Below are 17,578 nucleotides of genomic sequence, written 5' to 3' on the forward strand. Positions count from 1 at the left end.
GTTGGCAATGCCCTCGCTCGATAGCCTGAACACCCTCAAGACCCTCCAGGTGGCTGACCGCACCTACCACTATTACAGCCTCGCCGCCGCCAGCCAGCAGCTGGGCGACCTGCAACGCCTGCCCATGTCGCTCAAGGTACTGCTGGAAAACCTGCTGCGCTGGGAAGACGGCGAGACCGTCGGCACCGATGACCTGCGCGCCCTCGCCGGCTGGCTGCAGGACCGGCGCTCCGATCGCGAGATCCAGTACCGCCCGGCACGCGTGCTGATGCAGGATTTCACCGGCGTGCCAGCGGTGGTCGACCTGGCCGCGATGCGCGCCGCCATGGCCAAGGCCGGTGGCGACCCACAGCGGATCAACCCACTGTCGCCAGTGGACCTGGTGATCGACCATTCGGTGATGGTCGACCGCTACGCCACGCCACAGGCCTTCACCGAGAACGTCGACATCGAGATGCAGCGCAACGGCGAGCGCTACGCCTTCCTGCGCTGGGGCCAGAGCGCCTTCGACAACTTCCGTGTGGTACCGCCGGGCACTGGCATCTGCCACCAGGTCAACCTGGAATACCTTGGGCGCACGGTCTGGACCCGCGACGCCGATGGCCGCACCTACGCCTTCCCTGACACCTTGGTCGGCACCGACTCGCACACCACCATGATCAACGGCCTCGGCGTACTCGGCTGGGGCGTAGGTGGCATCGAGGCGGAAGCCGCCATGCTTGGCCAGCCAGTGTCGATGCTGATCCCGGAAGTGATCGGCTTCAAACTCACCGGCAAGCTGCGCGAAGGCATCACCGCCACCGACCTGGTGCTGACCGTGACGCAAATGCTGCGCAAGAAAGGCGTCGTCGGCAAGTTCGTCGAATTCTACGGTGACGGCCTGGCCGACCTGCCGCTGGCCGACCGCGCGACCATCGCCAACATGGCACCGGAGTATGGCGCCACCTGTGGCTTCTTCCCGGTCGATGAGGTGACCCTCGATTACCTGCGCCTGTCCGGACGCCCTGGCGAAGCCGTGCAGCTGGTCGAGCAATACTGCAAGGCCCAGGGCCTGTGGCGCCTGCCAGGGCAGGAGCCGTTGTTCAGCGACACCCTGGCGCTGGACATGGGTGAGGTCGAAGCCAGCCTGGCCGGGCCCAAGCGGCCCCAGGACAGAGTCGCGCTGGGCCAGGTCAGCCAGGCCTTCAACCACTTCATCGAACAGCAGCCCAAGGTGCTGGCCAAGGAAGTCGGACGCCTGGAAAGCGAAGGCGGTGGTGGCGTGGCGGTGGGCAATGCCGACCAGGCCGGCGAGATCGACTACAGCCACGACGGCCAGACACACACCCTGCGTCATGGCGCCGTGGTGATCGCCGCAATCACCTCCTGCACCAACACTTCCAACCCCAGCGTGATGATGGCGGCAGGGTTGGTGGCGAAAAAGGCCCTGGAAAAAGGCCTGCAGCGCAAACCGTGGGTCAAGAGCTCGCTGGCGCCCGGCTCCAAGGTGGTCACCGACTACTACAATGCCGCCGGGCTCACCCCCTACCTCGACCAGCTCGGCTTCGACCTCGTCGGCTACGGCTGCACCACCTGCATCGGCAACTCCGGCCCGCTGGATGAAGCCGTTGAAAAAGCCATCGGCAACGCCGACCTCACCGTCGCTTCGGTGCTGTCGGGCAACCGTAACTTCGAAGGCCGCGTGCACCCGCTGGTCAAGACCAACTGGTTGGCCTCGCCACCGCTGGTGGTGGCCTACGCCCTGGCCGGTAGCGTGCGTGTGGACCTGACCAAGGATGCGTTGGGCATTGGCAAGGATGGCCAACCGGTGTACCTGCGCGACATCTGGCCCACCCAGCAGGAAATAGCCGAAGCCGTCGCCAAGGTCGACACGGCCATGTTCCACAAAGAGTATGCCGAGGTGTTCGCCGGCGACGCCCAGTGGCAAGCCATCGAAGTGCCGCAGGCGGCGACTTACGTATGGCAGCACGATTCCACCTATATTCAGCACCCACCGTTCTTCGACGACATCGGCGGGCCGCTGCCCGAGATCAAGGACATTCAAGGGGCACATATCCTCGCCCTGCTCGGCGACTCGGTGACCACCGACCATATCTCCCCGGCCGGCAATATCAAGGCCGACAGCCCCGCCGGGCACTACCTGCGCGAGAAGGGCGTGCAACCGCGCGATTTCAACTCCTATGGTTCACGGCGCGGCAACCACGAAGTGATGATGCGCGGCACCTTCGCCAACATCCGCATCCGCAACGAGATGCTTGGCGGCGAAGAAGGTGGCAACACGCTGTATGTGCCCACCGGCGAGAAACTGTCGATCTATGACGCGGCCATGCGTTACCAGGCCGAGGGCACGCCGTTGGTGGTGATCGCCGGCCAGGAATATGGCACCGGCTCCAGCCGCGACTGGGCGGCCAAGGGTACCAACCTGCTGGGGGTCAAGGCGGTGCTGGCGGAGAGTTTCGAGCGTATCCACCGCTCCAATCTGGTGGGCATGGGCGTGCTGCCGCTGCAGTTCAAGGCTGGCGACGACCGCAAGCAGTTGGGGTTGACCGGCAAGGAGCGGATCGATGTGTTGGGCTTGGCTGGCGCCACGCTGAAGCCAGGCATGAGCTTGCCGCTGCGTATCACGCGCGAGGATGGGCAACAGCAGCAGATCGAAGTGCTGTGCCGGATCGATACGCTCAATGAGGTGGAATACTTCAAGTCGGGCGGGATTTTGCACTACGTGTTGCGGCAGATGATACGCAACTGATTGGCTTGGAAGGTGTAGCGCCTGTGAGATCGAGCGCCGCCCGCGCGGCGCATCGCGAGCTGCGCTCGCTCCTACGTTTGTTTCGGGCCAATTTTTCCTGCGGAATTTGCGCGCGGACGCCGAGTCGTACAAACCAGGCGGTCGCGCGCGCCTGTCACAGGCATTACTGGCCCGAAACAAACGTAGGAGCGAGCGCAGCTCGCGATGCGCCGCGCGGGCGGCGCTCGATCTCACAGGCGCTGAGAATCCCAAGCCAGGCACATCGCAGTAGCACTTTAATGGCCGGTCAGTCATCATGAGTGCTAACTATCAGCAAACGGTCACAAACAAAGGCAATAAAGCCGCATCTACTGCGAAAACCCCGGTTTTCATAGCGCACCCTGAATACCGGCCAACTGCCCCAGATCAAGTAAATTAAATATCCATTCAATAAAACCAGTGGCTTGCCGATATCAGTCGAAAGCCTTGCGGATTACTCAAGCCATGCGTAACAACCAGCCGATTACCCAAAGGGAACGGACCTTCCCTGCCCAACAACGGTTGATCTCCACCACCAATGCCAAAGGTGTGATCACCTACTGCAACGATGCATTCATCGAGATCAGCGGGTTCACCCGCGATGAGCTGATTGGCGCCCCCCACAACCTGGTTCGCCACCCCGATGTACCGACTGCGGTGTTCGCCCACATGTGGCAAACCCTCAAGCAAGGCTTGCCGTGGATGGGCATCGTCAAGAACCGTTGCAAATCCGGCGATCATTATTGGGTAAACGCCTACGTCACTCCGATTTTCGAGAACAACCAGGTCGTCGGCTTCGAGTCGGTGCGGGTCAAGCCCACCGCCGAGCAGATCCGCCGCGCCGAAGCCCTGTACCAGCGCATCAACGACGGCAAGACTGCCATCCCGCGCCGTGACCGCTGGCTGCCGGTGCTGCAGGACTGGCTGCCGTTCATCCTGGTCAGCCAGGTTGGTTTCCTGATCGGCAACTGGCTCGGCCACTGGTGGGGCTTTGCGCTGGCTGCCGGCCTGTCGGTACCGCTCGGCCTGCTCGGCCTGGGCTGGCAGCAGCGTGGCCTCAAGCGCCTGCTGCGCCTGGCCGAACAGACCACCTCCGACCCGCTGATCGCGCAGATGTTCACCGACAGCCGTGGGGTGCAGGCACGCCTCGAGATGGCCATGCTCAGCCAGGACGCGCGCATGAAAACCTGCCTGACCCGCCTGCAGGACAGTGCCGAGCACCTCAGCGACCAGGCCCGCCAGTCCGATGCCTTGGCCCACAAGAGTTCTTCGGGCCTGGAGCGGCAGCGTGTGGAGACCGAACAGGTCGCTGCCGCCGTCAACCAGATGGCCGCCACCACCCAGGAAGTGGCCAACCATGTGCAACGCACTGCTGACGCCACCCAGGAAGCCAACCGCCTGACCAGCCAGGGCCGGCAGATCGCCGGTGAAACCCGCGATGCCATCGAGCGCCTGTCTACAGCCGTGGGCGAAACCGGCCAGACCGTGACCCAACTGGCCAAGGACAGCGACGAAATCGGTGGCGTGGTCGACGTGATCAAGGGCATTGCCGACCAGACCAACCTGCTGGCGCTCAACGCTGCCATCGAAGCGGCCCGTGCCGGTGAGATGGGCCGTGGGTTTGCCGTGGTCGCCGACGAGGTACGCCAGCTGGCCCAACGCACCGCCGAATCGACCGGGCAGATTCACGGCCTGATCGCCAAGCTGCAACAGACGGCCAACAACGCCGTGCAGACCATGGAAGCCGGCCACCGCCAGGCTCAGGAAGGCGTGGACCGCGTCATGCAGGCCGACCAGGCACTGGTCGGGATCAGCGAAGCGGTGGCCAACATCACCGACATGGCGACCCAGATCGCCGCCGCCACCGAAGAGCAGACTGCGGTGGCCGACGAGATCAGCCGCAACATCAGCACCATCGCCGAACTGGCGGACCAGACAGCCGTCCAGGCGCAGCATTCGGCGCAGCTCAGTGAAGAGCTGACCAGCACTGCCGGCAGCCAGTACTCGCTGGTGGAGCGCTTCAACCGCTAGGCCGGTTGCCGGCCTGTAATGGCCTCATCGCCAGCTTGCCGGCGATGAGGCCTTACCCGCTGCAAACCTTACCAGTCCAGCGTCAACCGGCTCTCGAAGTAGCGCTCCTCACCCGTCAACGGATCGGCAAATCGCAAGCTCTGCGCCAGCAGCTTCAATGGCCGCTGATAGTCGTCTTCTTCCTTGAGCAACTCGGGGTAGAACGGGTCATTGCAGATTGCCGCCCCCAACGCCGCCATGTGCACTCGCAGCTGATGGGTCTTGCCCGTTACCGGCGAAAGCCCGTAGCGCCACAACTCGCCATTTTTCTCCAGCACCTCGGCCAAGGTCTCGCTGTTGGCCTCCCCTGCCACTTCATGCATGCGGAAGAACGGTTCGCCATGCACCAGGCGACTCTTGTGCACCAAGGGGAATGCATGCTGCGCCAAGGCGCCAGCGATGGCTTGATAGCGCTTGTCGATACGCCGCTCCGGGAACAACCGCTGATAGGCACTGCGCGTCTGCGGATTGGCGGAAAACAGCACCAGCCCGGCGGTATGGCGGTCGATGCGATGCAATGGCACCAGGTGAGGGTTGCCCAGGCGCCGGATCAGGCGACGCAACAGGGTTTGCTCGACGTACTCGCCCGTCGGTGTCACCGGCAGAAAGTGCGGTTTGTCGGCCACCACCAGGTGCTCATCCACATGCAGGATGGTTTCCTGCACCGGAATCGGCCGCTCGTTGGGTACTTCGCGGAAATAGTGGATGCGCATGCCGCGACGGTATGGCAAGTCGGCGGTAATCGCCCTGCCCTGTGCATCGAGCACCCGGCCGCGCGCGAAGCGATCGAGCCACTGATTGCGCTCGATGGCCTTGAAATGATCGCACAGGCAATCGAGCACCGTGGCCCAGTTGCCGGGCGGCAGGCAAACCGTGCTGGCTTGCTGGTGGGCGGGGTCGAAAGGCGTGGTCATGGCAAGGCTCTAGCAATAAAGCTGCGCATTATCCCCCAAGCCCGGCGCCTCAACCAGCCTCGTGTACCCCCTCGCTGTACGCCTTCAACCAGCGCAGCACCTGCACGGCCTCCCAGCGCCCTGGGTCATAGAGTGCATAGACCAGGCCCTGGTACCCCACCACATCCAGCCCACGGTGGTAACCAGCGCGCTGGAACAACGCCTCGATCTCTGCAAAACAGGTGTTGAAATGCACCTTGCCGAATGGCGTGCGGTCATCGGTGACCAGGCCTTCGAGGCGCAATTCCAGTACGGCGTCACACACCCGCTCCACCGGCATACGGTTGACGCTGTACTTGAGTTGCTCGACGTTGAGCATGGATTCACCTCGATACTGTATTTATATACAGCATACGGAGAGCGACACACCCGCGTCAATCGGCCCGACCCTCACTGCAGCCCTGACAGATAGCCCGTGCCCTTGCGAATGGTCAGCACCTCACGACGCGGTGCAACCGCAGAAACCGCAAGATGAACCCAGCTGTCGAACTCCAGGATCAACTGGTCGAACGCCACGGCGCTCTCACTCAGCCGCCGAACCACCTCACGGTTGTGTACGTCGACCACCGTGAAATCCGCCGCCAGGCCACGGATGTGCTGGCTCTTTTGCGCACCGCCAACGCGCGCATTCACCGCCGCGCTACGGTAACCGCTGCTGATGATGATGGGCCGGCCGAATAACGTACGTACCTGCTCGAGCACCTCGCAGAGCAGGCGCAGATTGCCGATCACTTCAGGCGAAGGCGTGTTGTCCAGTCCTTCTCTCGCGGCAATCTGCGAAGCGGTCATTTCGTTGAGGGTAAAGTGTGGCGTAAGAAACATGGCTGCTTTCTCGATGAGTGCAAAGGGCCGATAACGCTTAATCGGCGCCTCATCATCGTTTCTGACCGCCAGGCGATGCAGGAAGGCAAATATTCCCTCTGCCCATCAGGTTGCAAGGAATGCAACCACCTGCTCGGCGTCGAATGGCCAATGCAGCTCGGCAGCAGTATCGCCGCGTCGCAGCACAGGAATGATCAACCCGTACCGTTCGAACAGCGCCTCGTCATCGGCGATATCGACCAGTTCGATCAACAAGCCGTGATCAACAAAGGGCATGAGCACGGCTTCGGCCACTTCGCACAAGTGGCACCCAACGGTGCCGAAGAGTTGGCATTCAGGCAGCATGGGGCAGGCTCGATTTGGCTGTTGGGAGAAGCCTATTCTAGGTCCGTCCTGCCCCCTGTGCACCTGACCTTGCTCAATCCTGGCTGGTGGCACCGATCCGGTGCAGCGACAGGTCTGCGCCCTGGAACTCCTGCTCATGGCTCAAGCGCAGGCCATGCAGCTGGCGAATCAGGCCGTACACGGCAAAACCACCCGTCAGAGCGATCAGCACGCCTGCCAGGCTGCCCAGCAGCTGGCTGATCAGGCTGACACCCCCCATGCCACCCAGCACTGTCTGGCCAAACACACCGCAGGCAATCCCTCCCCACAAGCCGCACAGGCCGTGCAGCGGCCAGACACCGAGCACATCGTCGATCTTCCAGCGGTTCTGCGCAGCAGTGAAACTCCAGACGAACAGCACCCCCGCCACCAGGCCGGTGACCAGCGCACCGATGGGGTGCATGAGGTCAGAGCCTGCACAGATCGCCACCAGGCCCGCCAGCGGCCCGTTGTGCAGGAAGCCTGGGTCGTTGCGCCCGGCCAGCAAGGCCGCGAGGGTGCCGCCGACCATGGCCATCAGCGAGTTGATCGCCACCAGGCCGCTGACCCCCTGCAAGGTCTGGGCACTCATCACGTTGAAGCCGAACCAGCCGATGATCAGGATCCACGAGCCCAGCGCCAGGAACGGAATGCTCGACGGCGCGAAGGCCACCAGGCGACCGTCGCGATAGCGCCCGCGCCGCGCGCCCAGCAACAGTACCGCCGCCAGCGCCAGCCAGCCGCCCATGGCATGCACCACCACCGAGCCGGCAAAGTCGTGGAACGGCGCACCGAAGCGGGCCTGCAGCCAAGCCTGCACGCCGAAGTTGCCATTCCACACCACACCTTCGAAGAAGGGGTAGATGAACGCCACGATGAGCGCCGTGGCGCACAGCTGCGGCGCGAAGCGCGCACGTTCGGCGATCCCCCCCGAGATGATCGCGGGAATCGCCGCTGCGAAGGTCAGCAGGAAAAAGCATTTGACCAGCGCATAGCCGTGGTCGGCAGCCAGTTGTGACGCCGGCTGCAGGAAGTTCACGCCATAAGCGATCCAGTAGCCGATGAAGAAATACACCAACGCGGAGATGGCGAAATCGCTGAGGATCTTCGACAGCGCGTTGACCTGGTTCTTGTGGCGCACGGTGCCCACTTCGAGAAAGGCGAAGCCGGCGTGCATGGCAAGCACCAGAATGGCGCCCATGAGGATGAACAGGGTGTTGGAGCCGTGGACGAGGGAGTCCATCGCGCTGTGCATGTTTTCCATGAAAGAGGCAGACCTGCTGAAAAAAGCACCAGGACAGTTCAAGAACCTGCATCCCTGCACCGAATCGGTGCCAGCTTTTACCCGGTTTTGCTGAACCGGGTGCGGCCTGCGTGGTTTTTTCTTGGGTTTGTCGTGGATTGGGTTAAGGTTTATCGGTATCCGCCAGGGTCAACGCCCTGGTTCGGCGCACCGCACCGGGTTACGCCCCGCGTTGTGGCAAATCTCAGTAGCAAGGCCCATACCAGCGCCGCTAGTGAACCTTCCACACACCCGGTCACTCGAATGACCTACACACCCGCACACCGACACAGGGAGAGCACAATGGCCAGCAAATCGGCAAAGACTGCACAAGAGATATTGATGGCTGACTTCCAGGCCTTGGTCCGCGATACCGAGAAACTGCTGGCCGATACTGCCAACCTGGCAGGCGACCAGGCCGACGAGCTGCGCGAGCAGATCCACGACCGCCTGACCCAGGCCCGCGAAACCCTGCAACTGACCCAGGACTCGGTGCGTGAGCGCGGCCAGGCAGCACTCGGCAGCGCCGAACAGTACGTCCAGGAAAACCCCTGGCAGGCCATTGGTATTGCTGCAGGCGTCGGCCTGTTGATCGGCCTGCTGGCCAATCGGCGCTAAGGAGCCCCCATGGAGAATGACAGCATTGGCACCAGCGCCTCGGGCAAGCGCCTGGGCGCGGCGCTGCTGGGGCTGCTGCACAGCCACATCGAACTGTTCGGCATCGAACTGCAGGAACAGAAAGCACGCACCCTCAGCCTGCTGCTGTTCGCCGGCCTGGCACTGGTGTTCGCGCTGCTGTTGCTGACGGCCTTGTCCGGCTTGCTGCTGGTGCTGCTGTGGGACAGCTATCGCCTGGCCGGCATCATCGGCCTGTGCGTTTTCTATGGTGCAGCAGCGCTGTATTGCGGCCTGCGCCTGAAAGCTGCGGTGTTCGACGAGTCATCACCGTTTGGTGCGACCCTCGACGAACTGGCCAAGGACCGGGAGCGCCTGTTGCCATGAGCCTGCCTGAACTACCGAATACCCGTAACCCACGGGAACTGCGCAAGGCGCTACTGCGCCTGCGCCTGGAAATGCACCGCCAGGAGATTCGCCACGAATCCGGCCAGTTGCTGCAACCCTTGCAGCGCCTGCGCGGCATGGGCAGCTCGCTGCAGGACGGGTTGGGTATCAAGCATGCGCCGTTGTGGGGCATTGGCGCCGTCGTGGCGCTGGGCTTTCTCACCGGCAAAGGGGTGCGTAGCGGTAACCTGAGCCGCCTGGTCCGGCTGGGCACCAGCCTGCTGCCGCTGGTGCGCCTCTACCTGCAAGGCAACCGCCGCCCTTGAACGCCCCTACCGGCCCTGATCCCACAGGGCCGGTGTCGATCTGCCCCTTGCACGCCTGCCCACGACACCGGAAGCTATACCCTTCGATCGACAGGAGACCGCGCCTTGGACTGGCACACCCTGCTCACCCGCGAACGCCTCGGCAAAGCCCTTTACAGTGCCGAAGAACTGGGCCGCAGCCCTTTCCACAAAGACCATGACCGGATCATCTTCTCAGGGGCCTTTCGCCGCCTCGGGCGCAAGACCCAGGTCCACCCCGTTACCAGCAACGACCATATCCACACGCGCCTGACCCATTCCCTGGAGGTCAGCTGCGTCGGCCGCTCACTGGGCATGCGCGTCGGCGAAACACTGCGCGCCAGCCTGCCCGAGTGGTGCGAACCCAGCGACCTGGGCATGATCGTGCAGTCGGCCTGCCTGGCTCACGACATCGGCAACCCGCCGTTCGGCCACTCCGGTGAAGATGCCATTCGCCACTGGTTCCAGCAGGCGGCCGGGCGTGGCTGGCTGGACGACATGAACGACGACGAGCGTGCCGACTTCCTCAACTTCGAGGGCAACGCCCAAGGCTTTCGCGTGCTGACCCAGCTCGAATATCACCAGTTCGATGGCGGCACCCGGCTCACCTACGCCACCCTGGGTACCTACCTCAAATACCCTTGGACGGCCCGGCATGCCGATGCCCTCGGGTACAAGAAGCACAAGTTCGGCTGCTACCAGAGCGAGCTACCGCTGCTGGAGCAGATTGCCCGCAAGCTCGGCCTGCCGCTGCTCGAGGAACAGCGCTGGGCCCGTCACCCGCTGGTCTACCTGATGGAGGCAGCAGATGACATCTGCTACGCCCTGATCGACCTGGAAGACGGCCTGGAGATGGAGTTGCTGCACTACGCCGAAGTCGAAGCGCTGTTGCTCGACCTGGTCGGTGACGACTTGCCGGAAACCTATCGTCAGCTTGGCCCTGCCGACTCCCGGCGACGCAAACTGGCAATACTGCGTGGCAAGGCTATCGAGCACCTGACCAACGCCGCTGCCCGCGCGTTCGTCGAGCAACAGCAGGCACTGCTGAGCGGGCGTTTGAGCGGCGACCTGGTCGAGCACATGCACGGCCCGGCCAAGCGCTGCGTACTGCAAGCCAAAGACATGGCGCGCAACAAGATCTTCCAGGACAAACGCAAGACGCTGCACGAGATCGGTGCCTACACCACGCTGGAAATCCTGCTCAACACGTTCTGTGGTGCCGCCCTGGAACAGCACGGCGGGCGCGCGCCTTCGTTCAAGAGCCGCCGTGTGCTCGACCTGATCGGCAACAACGCCCCCAACCCGCACGACTCGCTGCACAAGGCGTTCCTGCGCATGATCGATTTCATCGCCGGCATGACCGACAGCTATGCCAGCGAGATGGCTCGGGAAATGACCGGGCACTCCAGCCCGATCTGAACCCACGGACGCCTCGCCCGGTGCAATACCGGACGAGGCTCCTTGGCTTCAGAAATTTCCTACAAGTAACGCCAACTGATTAAACATCAACTAAACAAACTTACGAAATCTCACAAAATCACCTTTGACAACGAAGTAAATTCTTACATTTCGTAGCTCAATTTGTACTCGATTGTAAGCCATTTCCCATATATGGCGAATCTCCTTGCCGTATATCCCCGATGACTTGCAACTGGGGTAAGGTGCTTCCTGCCTCCGCCATCCGCCGCAGGGAATCTGAACATGAATAGTGTATTTATTGTCGATGACCATCCTGTCATCCGCCTTGCTGTCCGCATGTTGCTCGAAAACCAGAATTACAAGGTCGTGGGCGAATCGGACAACGGCGTAGATGCCATGCAGATGATTCGTGAGACGCAGCCTGAATTGGTGATTCTGGACATCAGCATCCCCAGGCTTGATGGCCTGGAGGTACTTGCACGCTTCCAGGCCATGGCCTTGCCATTGAAGGTGCTCATCCTCACCGCACAGTCTCCGGCGCTGTTCGCCGTGCGCTGCATGCACTCAGGTGCAGCGGGTTATGTATGCAAGCAGGAAGATCTGAACGAACTACTCAGTGCAATCAAGGCGGTGATCGCCGGATATAACTACTTCCCCAGTCAGGCCATTCATAACTGCCACGAAACAGCGGACTCCGATTTGCGACTTTTCCGACTAGTTAACGATCGAGAACTCATGGCACTGCAACTTTTCGCCCAGGGCCGCAGCAATCAGGAGATCGCCAAAGGCATGTTTCTCAGCAACAAGACCGTCAGCACCTACAAGAAGCGGCTCATGCAGAAACTGCAGGCTGACTCCTTGGTCGACCTGATCGAAATGGCCAAACGCAACGCGCTGGTCTGAGGTATTGATGGTGCAATTGATTACCTGCCTGCTCATCGTCCTGACCCTGGGCTGCAACCTGGTGCAGGCCGCCTCCCATGAAGCCGTGCCCTATACACTGCTGGCCCGCTCCTCAACGATGACCCTGAGCCCGACATTGACGGAGCAGCAACGGCAGTGGCTGCAGGGCCGACATGCCCTGATCCTGGGCACCTCGGCCCCCGACTATCCACCCTTCGACATCACCAGTGGCGGCCAGGTCTACCAGGGCCTCACCGCCGAATATGCCAGCCTGATCGGCAAGGCGCTGAGCCTGCCGGTCCAGGTCGTCCGCTACCCCCACCGGCAAGCGGCCGTTCAGGCACTCAAGCGCGGCGACATCGACCTGCTCGGCAGTGCCAATGGTTACGAAGCGGTAACCGAGGGACTGGCACTTTCGCACCCCTATGCCGTCGATCAACCCGTGCTGGTCACACGGGAAGATGAACAACGCCCCCTCAACGCAGGCCTGGCCGACATGCGCCTGGGCATGCTCTACCACTACCTGCCCCAGGAAAATGTCCACACCGCTTATCCCAAAGCCGAAGTGCTGGCGTTCGGCTCTTCAACCCAGGCCCTCAACGCCGTGGCATTTGGCCAGGCCGATGTATTCATCGGCGACACCATTTCGACGCACTACCAACTCAATCGCGGCCACCTTCCACGCTTGCGCATGGCAAGTTTCGGCCAGCACGAAAACGTCGGCTTCAGTTTCGCGATGCGCGCTGAGGACGTGCACCTCATAACCCTGGTCAATGCGACGCTCGACCGCCAGTCCAGCGCCGTGCGGGCCAGCATCTACAAGCGCTGGAGCGCGGGCGGCGACCTGCTGCTGAGCGATCGAAAACTCCAGCTGACAGCCGAGGAGGAGCAGTGGCTGCTCAGCCACCCGGTCATGCAGGTCGCCATCGACGAAACGGCGGCGCCACTTTCCTATTTCGATGGCAATGGCCATTTTCGCGGAATAACCGCCGACCTGCTGGACCTGATACGCCTGCGTACCGGCCTGCGCTTCGAGGTGCAACGGGCCACTGGCACCGCCGACATGCTCGCCCGCCTGGAAAACGGGCGGGTCAACATGATTGCTGCGCTTGCCAGCGACGGGATCACCGGCAAGCCTCTGCACCTGAGCCGGCCCTACCTTGAAAGCCCGCATGTGCTGGTTACACGCACCGAAGATGAACAGTTCGGTTCTCTGGAGCAACTGAGCGGGCAGCGCATTGCCATCTCCCGTTACAGCAACCTGGACGACCTGCTGGCAACCCGCTTCCCGCGGGTCAACTGGATCGAGACCGAGAGCCCCTATTACTCCGTGGAGTTGCTCAAAAGTGGCGCGGTCGACGCTGTGATTACCCCCTTGATCGATGCCAATCACGCCTTGGCCGGCAATACCGAGCTGATCATTCGCAACACGGTGGGCAGCGAGCCCGCCATCTTCGCCATGGCCACCAGCGAACAGGACATGCCCCTTGCCACGATCCTCGACAAGGCCCTGCTGAGTATTTCACCGGAGGAGCTGGGGGTCATAAACAATCGCTGGCGCGGCTACGATGTGCATGAAGATGCAAGCTGGCCAGCCTTGCGCCGCCTGATCCTGCAAGTGCTGCTGGGCACTGGCCTGTTGCTGTTGCTGGCCCTGATCTGGAACGCCCACCTGCGGGGGCAGATCAAACATCGCCAACGTGCCGAACGTGCACTGAACGATCAGCTGGAGTTCATGGGTGCGCTGCTCAACGGCACCCCGCACCCGATGTATGTGCGCGACCGCGAAGGGCGCCTGCAAAGCTGTAATGCCAGCTACCTGGAGGCCGTCCAGTCCAGCCTGGAGGCAGTTACTGGCAAGCGCCTGGACGAGAGCCCGTTCGCGGACGCCGAGAACACCCGTCAGATCCAGGCCGACTACCAGCAGGTGATGGCTGCTGGCGTGCCGCTGATCATCGACCGCCCCTTACGCGTCAAGGACAGGCAGCTCACCATCTACCACTGGATCCTGCCCTATCGTGACTCGCTGGGCGAAGTGCAAGGGATCATTGGTGGCTGGATCGACATCAGCGAACGCCGCAAGCTTGTGCAGGAGCTGCGCGAAGCCAAGCGCCTGGCCGACGACGCAAACCGCGCCAAGAGCACCTTCCTTGCCACCATCAGCCACGAGATCCGCACACCGATGAATGCGGTCATCGGCATGCTCGAACTGGCACTGAGGCGTGCCCTGCAGGGGCAAGCAGACCCCACTTCGCTGGAAGTCGCCCACCACTCGGCCAGGGATTTGCTTGGCCTGATCGGCGATATCCTGGATATCGTGCGTATCGAGTCCGGCCACCTGTCTCTCAGCCCAGAGGCGGTCGATCCTGCCGCACTGGTCGAGTCGGTTGGCCGCGTGTTCGATGGTCAGGCCCGGCAGAAGAACCTGTCCCTGGTGGTCAGCATCAGCCCCAGCGCGCGCGGCCATGCCTTGCTCGACCCACTGCGCTTCAAGCAGATCCTGTCCAACCTTGTCAGCAATGCCATCAAGTTTACCGAGCAAGGGCAGATCCAGGTCACGCTCGGCTTGCGCGACGAAGGCCCTGGCGCGCTGTCGACACTGGAGCTTGAGGTGCGTGACAGCGGCATCGGTATTGCTGACGAAGATCTGCAGCGGCTGTTCAACCCGTTCGTCCAGGCCAATCCCCATAGCCCAGGCGCCCGTGCAGGTACTGGGCTGGGCCTGGCTATCTGCCGCAGTCTGTGCGAGATGATGGGAGGCAACCTGAGCATCAAGAGCCATCCGGGCTTTGGCACACAGGTTCGCCTGATGCTGCCGCTGGAGCGCGTGGATACCCCGGTGACACCCGTATTGGGGGTGGAAGAGGTCGAAGCCCCCGCTCCCGACCTGAAGGTGCTGGTCATCGACGATCACCCGGCCAACCTGATGCTGATGGCGCAGCAACTGAACTACCTGGGGCTCAGCCATGCCAGCGCCAGCGATGGCCATGCAGGCCTGGAAAAATGGCGCCAAACCCCGTTTGACGTGTTGGTGCTCGATTGCAACATGCCGCACATGAATGGCTACCAGGTTGCCACCGCCATTCGTGGCGAAGAGCGCGAGAACGGGCGCTCGCGTTGCGTCATCCTCGGCTACACCGCTAACGCTCAACCGGAAGTCAGGCAGAAATGCCTCAGCGCTGGCATGGACGATTGCCTGCTCAAGCCCATCAGCCTGCGCACCCTCAGCCAATGCCTGGCCCGGATCACGCCCCATCGACGGCAAGTGGTTAGCTCGCCGTTCAACCTTGCGGGCCTGGCCTGCATCGTCGGCGACAACGCCGAAAACCGCGCCCGTTTTCTCACCGCCGTGCATGCAAGCCTGCAGGAAGACCTGGCACTGCTCATGGGGCTCGATCCGCTCCATCAGGCAGCCGAGATCCGCGAGCAGGCACACAAGATCCTCAGCGCGGCACGGATGCTGGAAGCAAGGGGCATGATGAAGGCCTGCGCGGCCCTGGAGGAGCAACAACTGTCTGCGGCCGGCATCAAACTGCAGCGGCAGGCACTGGCACGGCATATGCGCCGCGTTGAGAAAGCGCTGGCCAGGGAGCTGGCCAGGGCCTGAAAGAGCGACGCCCGTGCGGGGCGCCGCTCAAACGCATCAGGAAGCCGGGTTGATCGGCTTTTCCGGATACCAGGCGTCCAGCAGCGGGCTGACTTCGATGTTGGTCAGTTCACTACGGCCTTTGAGCCAGGCTTCGACAGTGGCGCGCTGCTCTTCGCTGACCGAGCCGCGGTTGGCCAGGCAGACCAGGCCGAAATCATCGCCGCCGACGTAGTCCAGACCGTTGGCATCCATGGCTTCTGCCAGGAAGGCGTCGAGGAAGGCATCGATGGCTTCGTCAGACAGGTCTTCCTTGAAACCCAGGTTCAGCTCGAAACCCAGCTCCTGGAATTCATCAACGCACAGCTTCTTGCGCAGACGACGGGAACGGTTGGTAGCCATGAAACAATCCTCTTGAGTAATAACGCGCGGCACTTTACCAGCTTCCGCGCTGCAAAGGCGCTTTTCCGTCGAACGTGGCGCATGAATGCTGCGCTTGGGGCATAATGCGCTCTATATTTCGTCCTGGGGTGATCATCTCTTACAGCCCCATTGTCTTTTTCCCTCGTGCGCAGGGTCTTTAATCCATATGATCAAAAAGCTCCGCCCCCTCGTTCTCGCCAGCCTGCTGCTGCCGCTCGCATTCCCTAGCCAGGCTGCCGCCGTCAATACCACCCTGCCACCGAAAGTCCAGCAGGCGCTCAAGGCCAACAAGCTGCAGGACAGCGCACTGTCGCTGGTCATGCTGCCGCTGAACGGCCCAGGCTCGGCCACCGTGTTCAACGCCGATGTCTCGGTCAACCCGGCCTCGACCATGAAGCTGGTCACCACCTATGCCGCCCTCGAACTGCTCGGCCCGACCTTCCAGTGGAAAACCGAGTTCTACACCGATGGTACCCTGAACAACGGCGTGCTCAATGGCAACCTGTACCTCAAGGGCGGTGGCGACCCCAAGCTGAACATGGAAAAACTCTGGCTGCTGATGCGTGACCTGCGCGCCAATGGCGTACGCACCGTTACCGGCGACCTGGTGCTGGACCGCAGCCACTTCGTGCAACCCAACCTGCCGCAGTTCGACGATGACGGCGGCGACGTCAACAAGCCGTTCCTGGTCAAGCCCGACTCGCTGATGATCAACCTCAAAGCCTTGCGCTTCGTTGCCCGCAACGACGGCGGCAAGGTTACCGTTGCGGTCGAACCGCCGATCGCCAGCATCCACATCGACAATCAGGTCAAGGCCGTGGCCGCCAAGCAGTGCAGCGGCGACGTGCGCTACAACCCGGTGCAGCAGGCCGACGGCATCAGCGTGACCGTCACCGGCCAGCTGGGCGATGGCTGCAACTCGCAAACCTACCTGTCGTTGCTTGACCACCCGACCTACGCCGCTGGCGCCGTGCGGGCGATCTGGAACGAGCTGGGTGGCAGCATCCAGGGCCGCGACCGCTTCGAAAACGTACCAAAGAGCGCACGCCTGCTGGCCCGGGCCTTCTCGCCCGACCTGGTGGAAGTGATCCGCGACATCAACAAATACAGCAACAACACCATGGCCCAGCAGCTGTTCCTGAGCCTGGGTGCACAGTTCCGCACCGACGCCGATGGCGACGATGCCCGTGCCGCGCAACGCGTGGTGCGCCAGTGGCTGGCGAAGAAAGGCATCACCGCGCCGCACCTGGTGATGGAAAACGGCTCCGGCCTGTCGCGCGCCGAGCGGGTAAGCACCCGCGAGATGGCGGCACTGCTGCAGGCGGCGTGGAACAGCCCTTACTCGGCCGAGTTCATCAGCTCGATGCCGCTGGTGGGCATGGACGGGACCATGCGCAAACGCCTCAAGCGCACCGCAATGACCGGTGAAGGGCACATCAAGACCGGCACCCTGAACACCGTGCGGGCGATCGCCGGCTTCAGCCGCGACAGCAACGGCAATACCTGGGCGGTGGCGGCGATCCTCAACGATCCGAAGCCGTGGGGTGCCTCGCAGGTGCTCGACCAAGTGCTGCTCGATCTGTATCGCCAGCCGAAGCTGAACAACAGCGCGACGGCAGCAGCGCCTTGATACGCACTTAGCCT

The 17,578-nt window shown here is 62.5% G+C and carries 15 protein-coding genes; 9 read left to right on the top strand and 6 right to left on the bottom strand.

The features are described from left to right. Nucleotides 1–7 precede the first annotated feature (7 nt). Together acnA and aer are read left to right on the top strand one after the other, a co-directional pair. Nucleotides 8–2,749: an aconitate hydratase AcnA gene (acnA, locus tag OCX61_RS19270; protein WP_261940949.1), complete on the top strand. Its 2,742-nt coding sequence runs from the start codon at nucleotides 8–10 to the stop codon at nucleotides 2,747–2,749. A 483-nt stretch (nucleotides 2,750–3,232) separates the two neighbouring features. Next, entirely contained in the window at nucleotides 3,233–4,798 is a 1,566-nt protein-coding gene (aer, locus tag OCX61_RS19275) for a methyl-accepting chemotaxis protein Aer (protein ID WP_261940950.1), read from the top strand. A 68-nt stretch (nucleotides 4,799–4,866) separates the two neighbouring features. On the opposite strand, the gene OCX61_RS19280 is transcribed toward aer, so the two are convergent. From OCX61_RS19280 to OCX61_RS19300, 5 genes are all read right to left on the bottom strand, one after another. Continuing rightward, a complete protein-coding gene (locus tag OCX61_RS19280; protein WP_261940951.1) occupies nucleotides 4,867–5,751 on the bottom strand; it encodes a pseudouridine synthase in 885 nt (294 codons plus the stop codon). 49 nt (nucleotides 5,752–5,800) lie between these two features. Then, nucleotides 5,801–6,109, bottom strand: coding sequence for a transcriptional regulator (locus OCX61_RS19285; protein ID WP_261940952.1), 309 nt, complete (start codon nucleotides 6,107–6,109; stop codon nucleotides 5,801–5,803). Between the two features lie 71 nt (nucleotides 6,110–6,180). Beyond that, nucleotides 6,181–6,612: a D-Ala-D-Ala carboxypeptidase family metallohydrolase gene (locus tag OCX61_RS19290; protein WP_261940953.1), complete on the bottom strand. Its 432-nt coding sequence runs from the start codon at nucleotides 6,610–6,612 to the stop codon at nucleotides 6,181–6,183. A gap of 105 nt (nucleotides 6,613–6,717) precedes the next feature. Beyond that, the gene (locus OCX61_RS19295) at nucleotides 6,718–6,957 is read right to left on the bottom strand and encodes a glutaredoxin family protein (RefSeq protein WP_261940954.1); all 240 of its coding nucleotides are present in this window, start codon (nucleotides 6,955–6,957) and stop codon (nucleotides 6,718–6,720) included. Nucleotides 6,958–7,030: 73 nt separating this feature from the next. Next, complete coding sequence (locus OCX61_RS19300) at nucleotides 7,031–8,239, bottom strand: ammonium transporter (RefSeq protein WP_261940955.1); 1,209 nt, start codon at nucleotides 8,237–8,239, stop codon at nucleotides 7,031–7,033. 321 nt (nucleotides 8,240–8,560) lie between these two features. Here OCX61_RS19300 and OCX61_RS19305 point away from each other — a divergent pair, with 321 nt between their 5' ends. The 6 genes from OCX61_RS19305 (at nucleotide 8,561) to OCX61_RS19330 (ending at nucleotide 15,532) form a co-directional block, all read left to right on the top strand. Then, nucleotides 8,561–8,875, top strand: a complete 315-nt coding sequence (locus tag OCX61_RS19305) for an ElaB/YgaM/YqjD family protein (RefSeq protein WP_060508089.1) — start codon at nucleotides 8,561–8,563, stop codon at nucleotides 8,873–8,875. A 9-nt stretch (nucleotides 8,876–8,884) separates the two neighbouring features. Beyond that, entirely contained in the window at nucleotides 8,885–9,259 is a 375-nt protein-coding gene (locus tag OCX61_RS19310; RefSeq protein WP_152955821.1) for a phage holin family protein, read from the top strand. Next, complete coding sequence (locus OCX61_RS19315; RefSeq protein WP_261940956.1) at nucleotides 9,256–9,585, top strand: hypothetical protein; 330 nt, start codon at nucleotides 9,256–9,258, stop codon at nucleotides 9,583–9,585. The genes OCX61_RS19310 and OCX61_RS19315 overlap by 4 nt, the downstream gene beginning before the upstream one ends. Before the next feature lie 105 nt (nucleotides 9,586–9,690). After that, the gene (locus OCX61_RS19320) at nucleotides 9,691–11,022 is read left to right on the top strand and encodes a deoxyguanosinetriphosphate triphosphohydrolase (protein ID WP_261940957.1); all 1,332 of its coding nucleotides are present in this window, start codon (nucleotides 9,691–9,693) and stop codon (nucleotides 11,020–11,022) included. A gap of 282 nt (nucleotides 11,023–11,304) precedes the next feature. After that, complete coding sequence (locus OCX61_RS19325) at nucleotides 11,305–11,925, top strand: response regulator transcription factor (protein ID WP_261940958.1); 621 nt, start codon at nucleotides 11,305–11,307, stop codon at nucleotides 11,923–11,925. Between the two features lie 7 nt (nucleotides 11,926–11,932). Beyond that, on the top strand, nucleotides 11,933–15,532 hold the full coding sequence (locus OCX61_RS19330) for an ATP-binding protein (RefSeq protein WP_261940959.1): 3,600 nt from the start codon (nucleotides 11,933–11,935) through the stop codon (nucleotides 15,530–15,532). A 36-nt stretch (nucleotides 15,533–15,568) separates the two neighbouring features. Here the strand turns inward: OCX61_RS19330 and OCX61_RS19335 are convergent, their stop codons facing one another. Further along, entirely contained in the window at nucleotides 15,569–15,913 is a 345-nt protein-coding gene (locus OCX61_RS19335) for a YggL family protein (RefSeq protein ID WP_085674884.1), read from the bottom strand. Between the two features lie 187 nt (nucleotides 15,914–16,100). Here OCX61_RS19335 and dacB point away from each other — a divergent pair, with 187 nt between their 5' ends. Continuing rightward, nucleotides 16,101–17,564, top strand: coding sequence for a D-alanyl-D-alanine carboxypeptidase/D-alanyl-D-alanine endopeptidase (gene dacB, locus OCX61_RS19340; protein WP_261940960.1), 1,464 nt, complete (start codon nucleotides 16,101–16,103; stop codon nucleotides 17,562–17,564). The last annotated feature ends 14 nt before the right edge of the window (nucleotides 17,565–17,578 follow it).

Origin of the sequence: Pseudomonas sp. LRP2-20, from assembly GCF_024349685.1 — a bacterium.
Lineage (GTDB): Bacteria > Pseudomonadota > Gammaproteobacteria > Pseudomonadales > Pseudomonadaceae > Aquipseudomonas.

Coding starts and splice junctions, on each gene's coding strand:
- acnA (WP_261940949.1), top strand. CDS start 8: ATGCCCTCGCTCGATAGCCTGAACACCCTCAAGACCCTCCAGGTGGCT.
- aer (WP_261940950.1), top strand. CDS start 3,233: ATGCGTAACAACCAGCCGATTACCCAAAGGGAACGGACCTTCCCTGCC.
- OCX61_RS19280 (WP_261940951.1), bottom strand. CDS start 5,751: ATGACCACGCCTTTCGACCCCGCCCACCAGCAAGCCAGCACGGTTTGC.
- OCX61_RS19285 (WP_261940952.1), bottom strand. CDS start 6,109: ATGCTCAACGTCGAGCAACTCAAGTACAGCGTCAACCGTATGCCGGTG.
- OCX61_RS19290 (WP_261940953.1), bottom strand. CDS start 6,612: ATGTTTCTTACGCCACACTTTACCCTCAACGAAATGACCGCTTCGCAG.
- OCX61_RS19295 (WP_261940954.1), bottom strand. CDS start 6,957: ATGCTGCCTGAATGCCAACTCTTCGGCACCGTTGGGTGCCACTTGTGC.
- OCX61_RS19300 (WP_261940955.1), bottom strand. CDS start 8,239: ATGGAAAACATGCACAGCGCGATGGACTCCCTCGTCCACGGCTCCAAC.
- OCX61_RS19305 (WP_060508089.1), top strand. CDS start 8,561: ATGGCCAGCAAATCGGCAAAGACTGCACAAGAGATATTGATGGCTGAC.
- OCX61_RS19310 (WP_152955821.1), top strand. CDS start 8,885: ATGGAGAATGACAGCATTGGCACCAGCGCCTCGGGCAAGCGCCTGGGC.
- OCX61_RS19315 (WP_261940956.1), top strand. CDS start 9,256: ATGAGCCTGCCTGAACTACCGAATACCCGTAACCCACGGGAACTGCGC.
- OCX61_RS19325 (WP_261940958.1), top strand. CDS start 11,305: ATGAATAGTGTATTTATTGTCGATGACCATCCTGTCATCCGCCTTGCT.
- OCX61_RS19330 (WP_261940959.1), top strand. CDS start 11,933: ATGGTGCAATTGATTACCTGCCTGCTCATCGTCCTGACCCTGGGCTGC.
- OCX61_RS19335 (WP_085674884.1), bottom strand. CDS start 15,913: ATGGCTACCAACCGTTCCCGTCGTCTGCGCAAGAAGCTGTGCGTTGAT.
- dacB (WP_261940960.1), top strand. CDS start 16,101: ATGATCAAAAAGCTCCGCCCCCTCGTTCTCGCCAGCCTGCTGCTGCCG.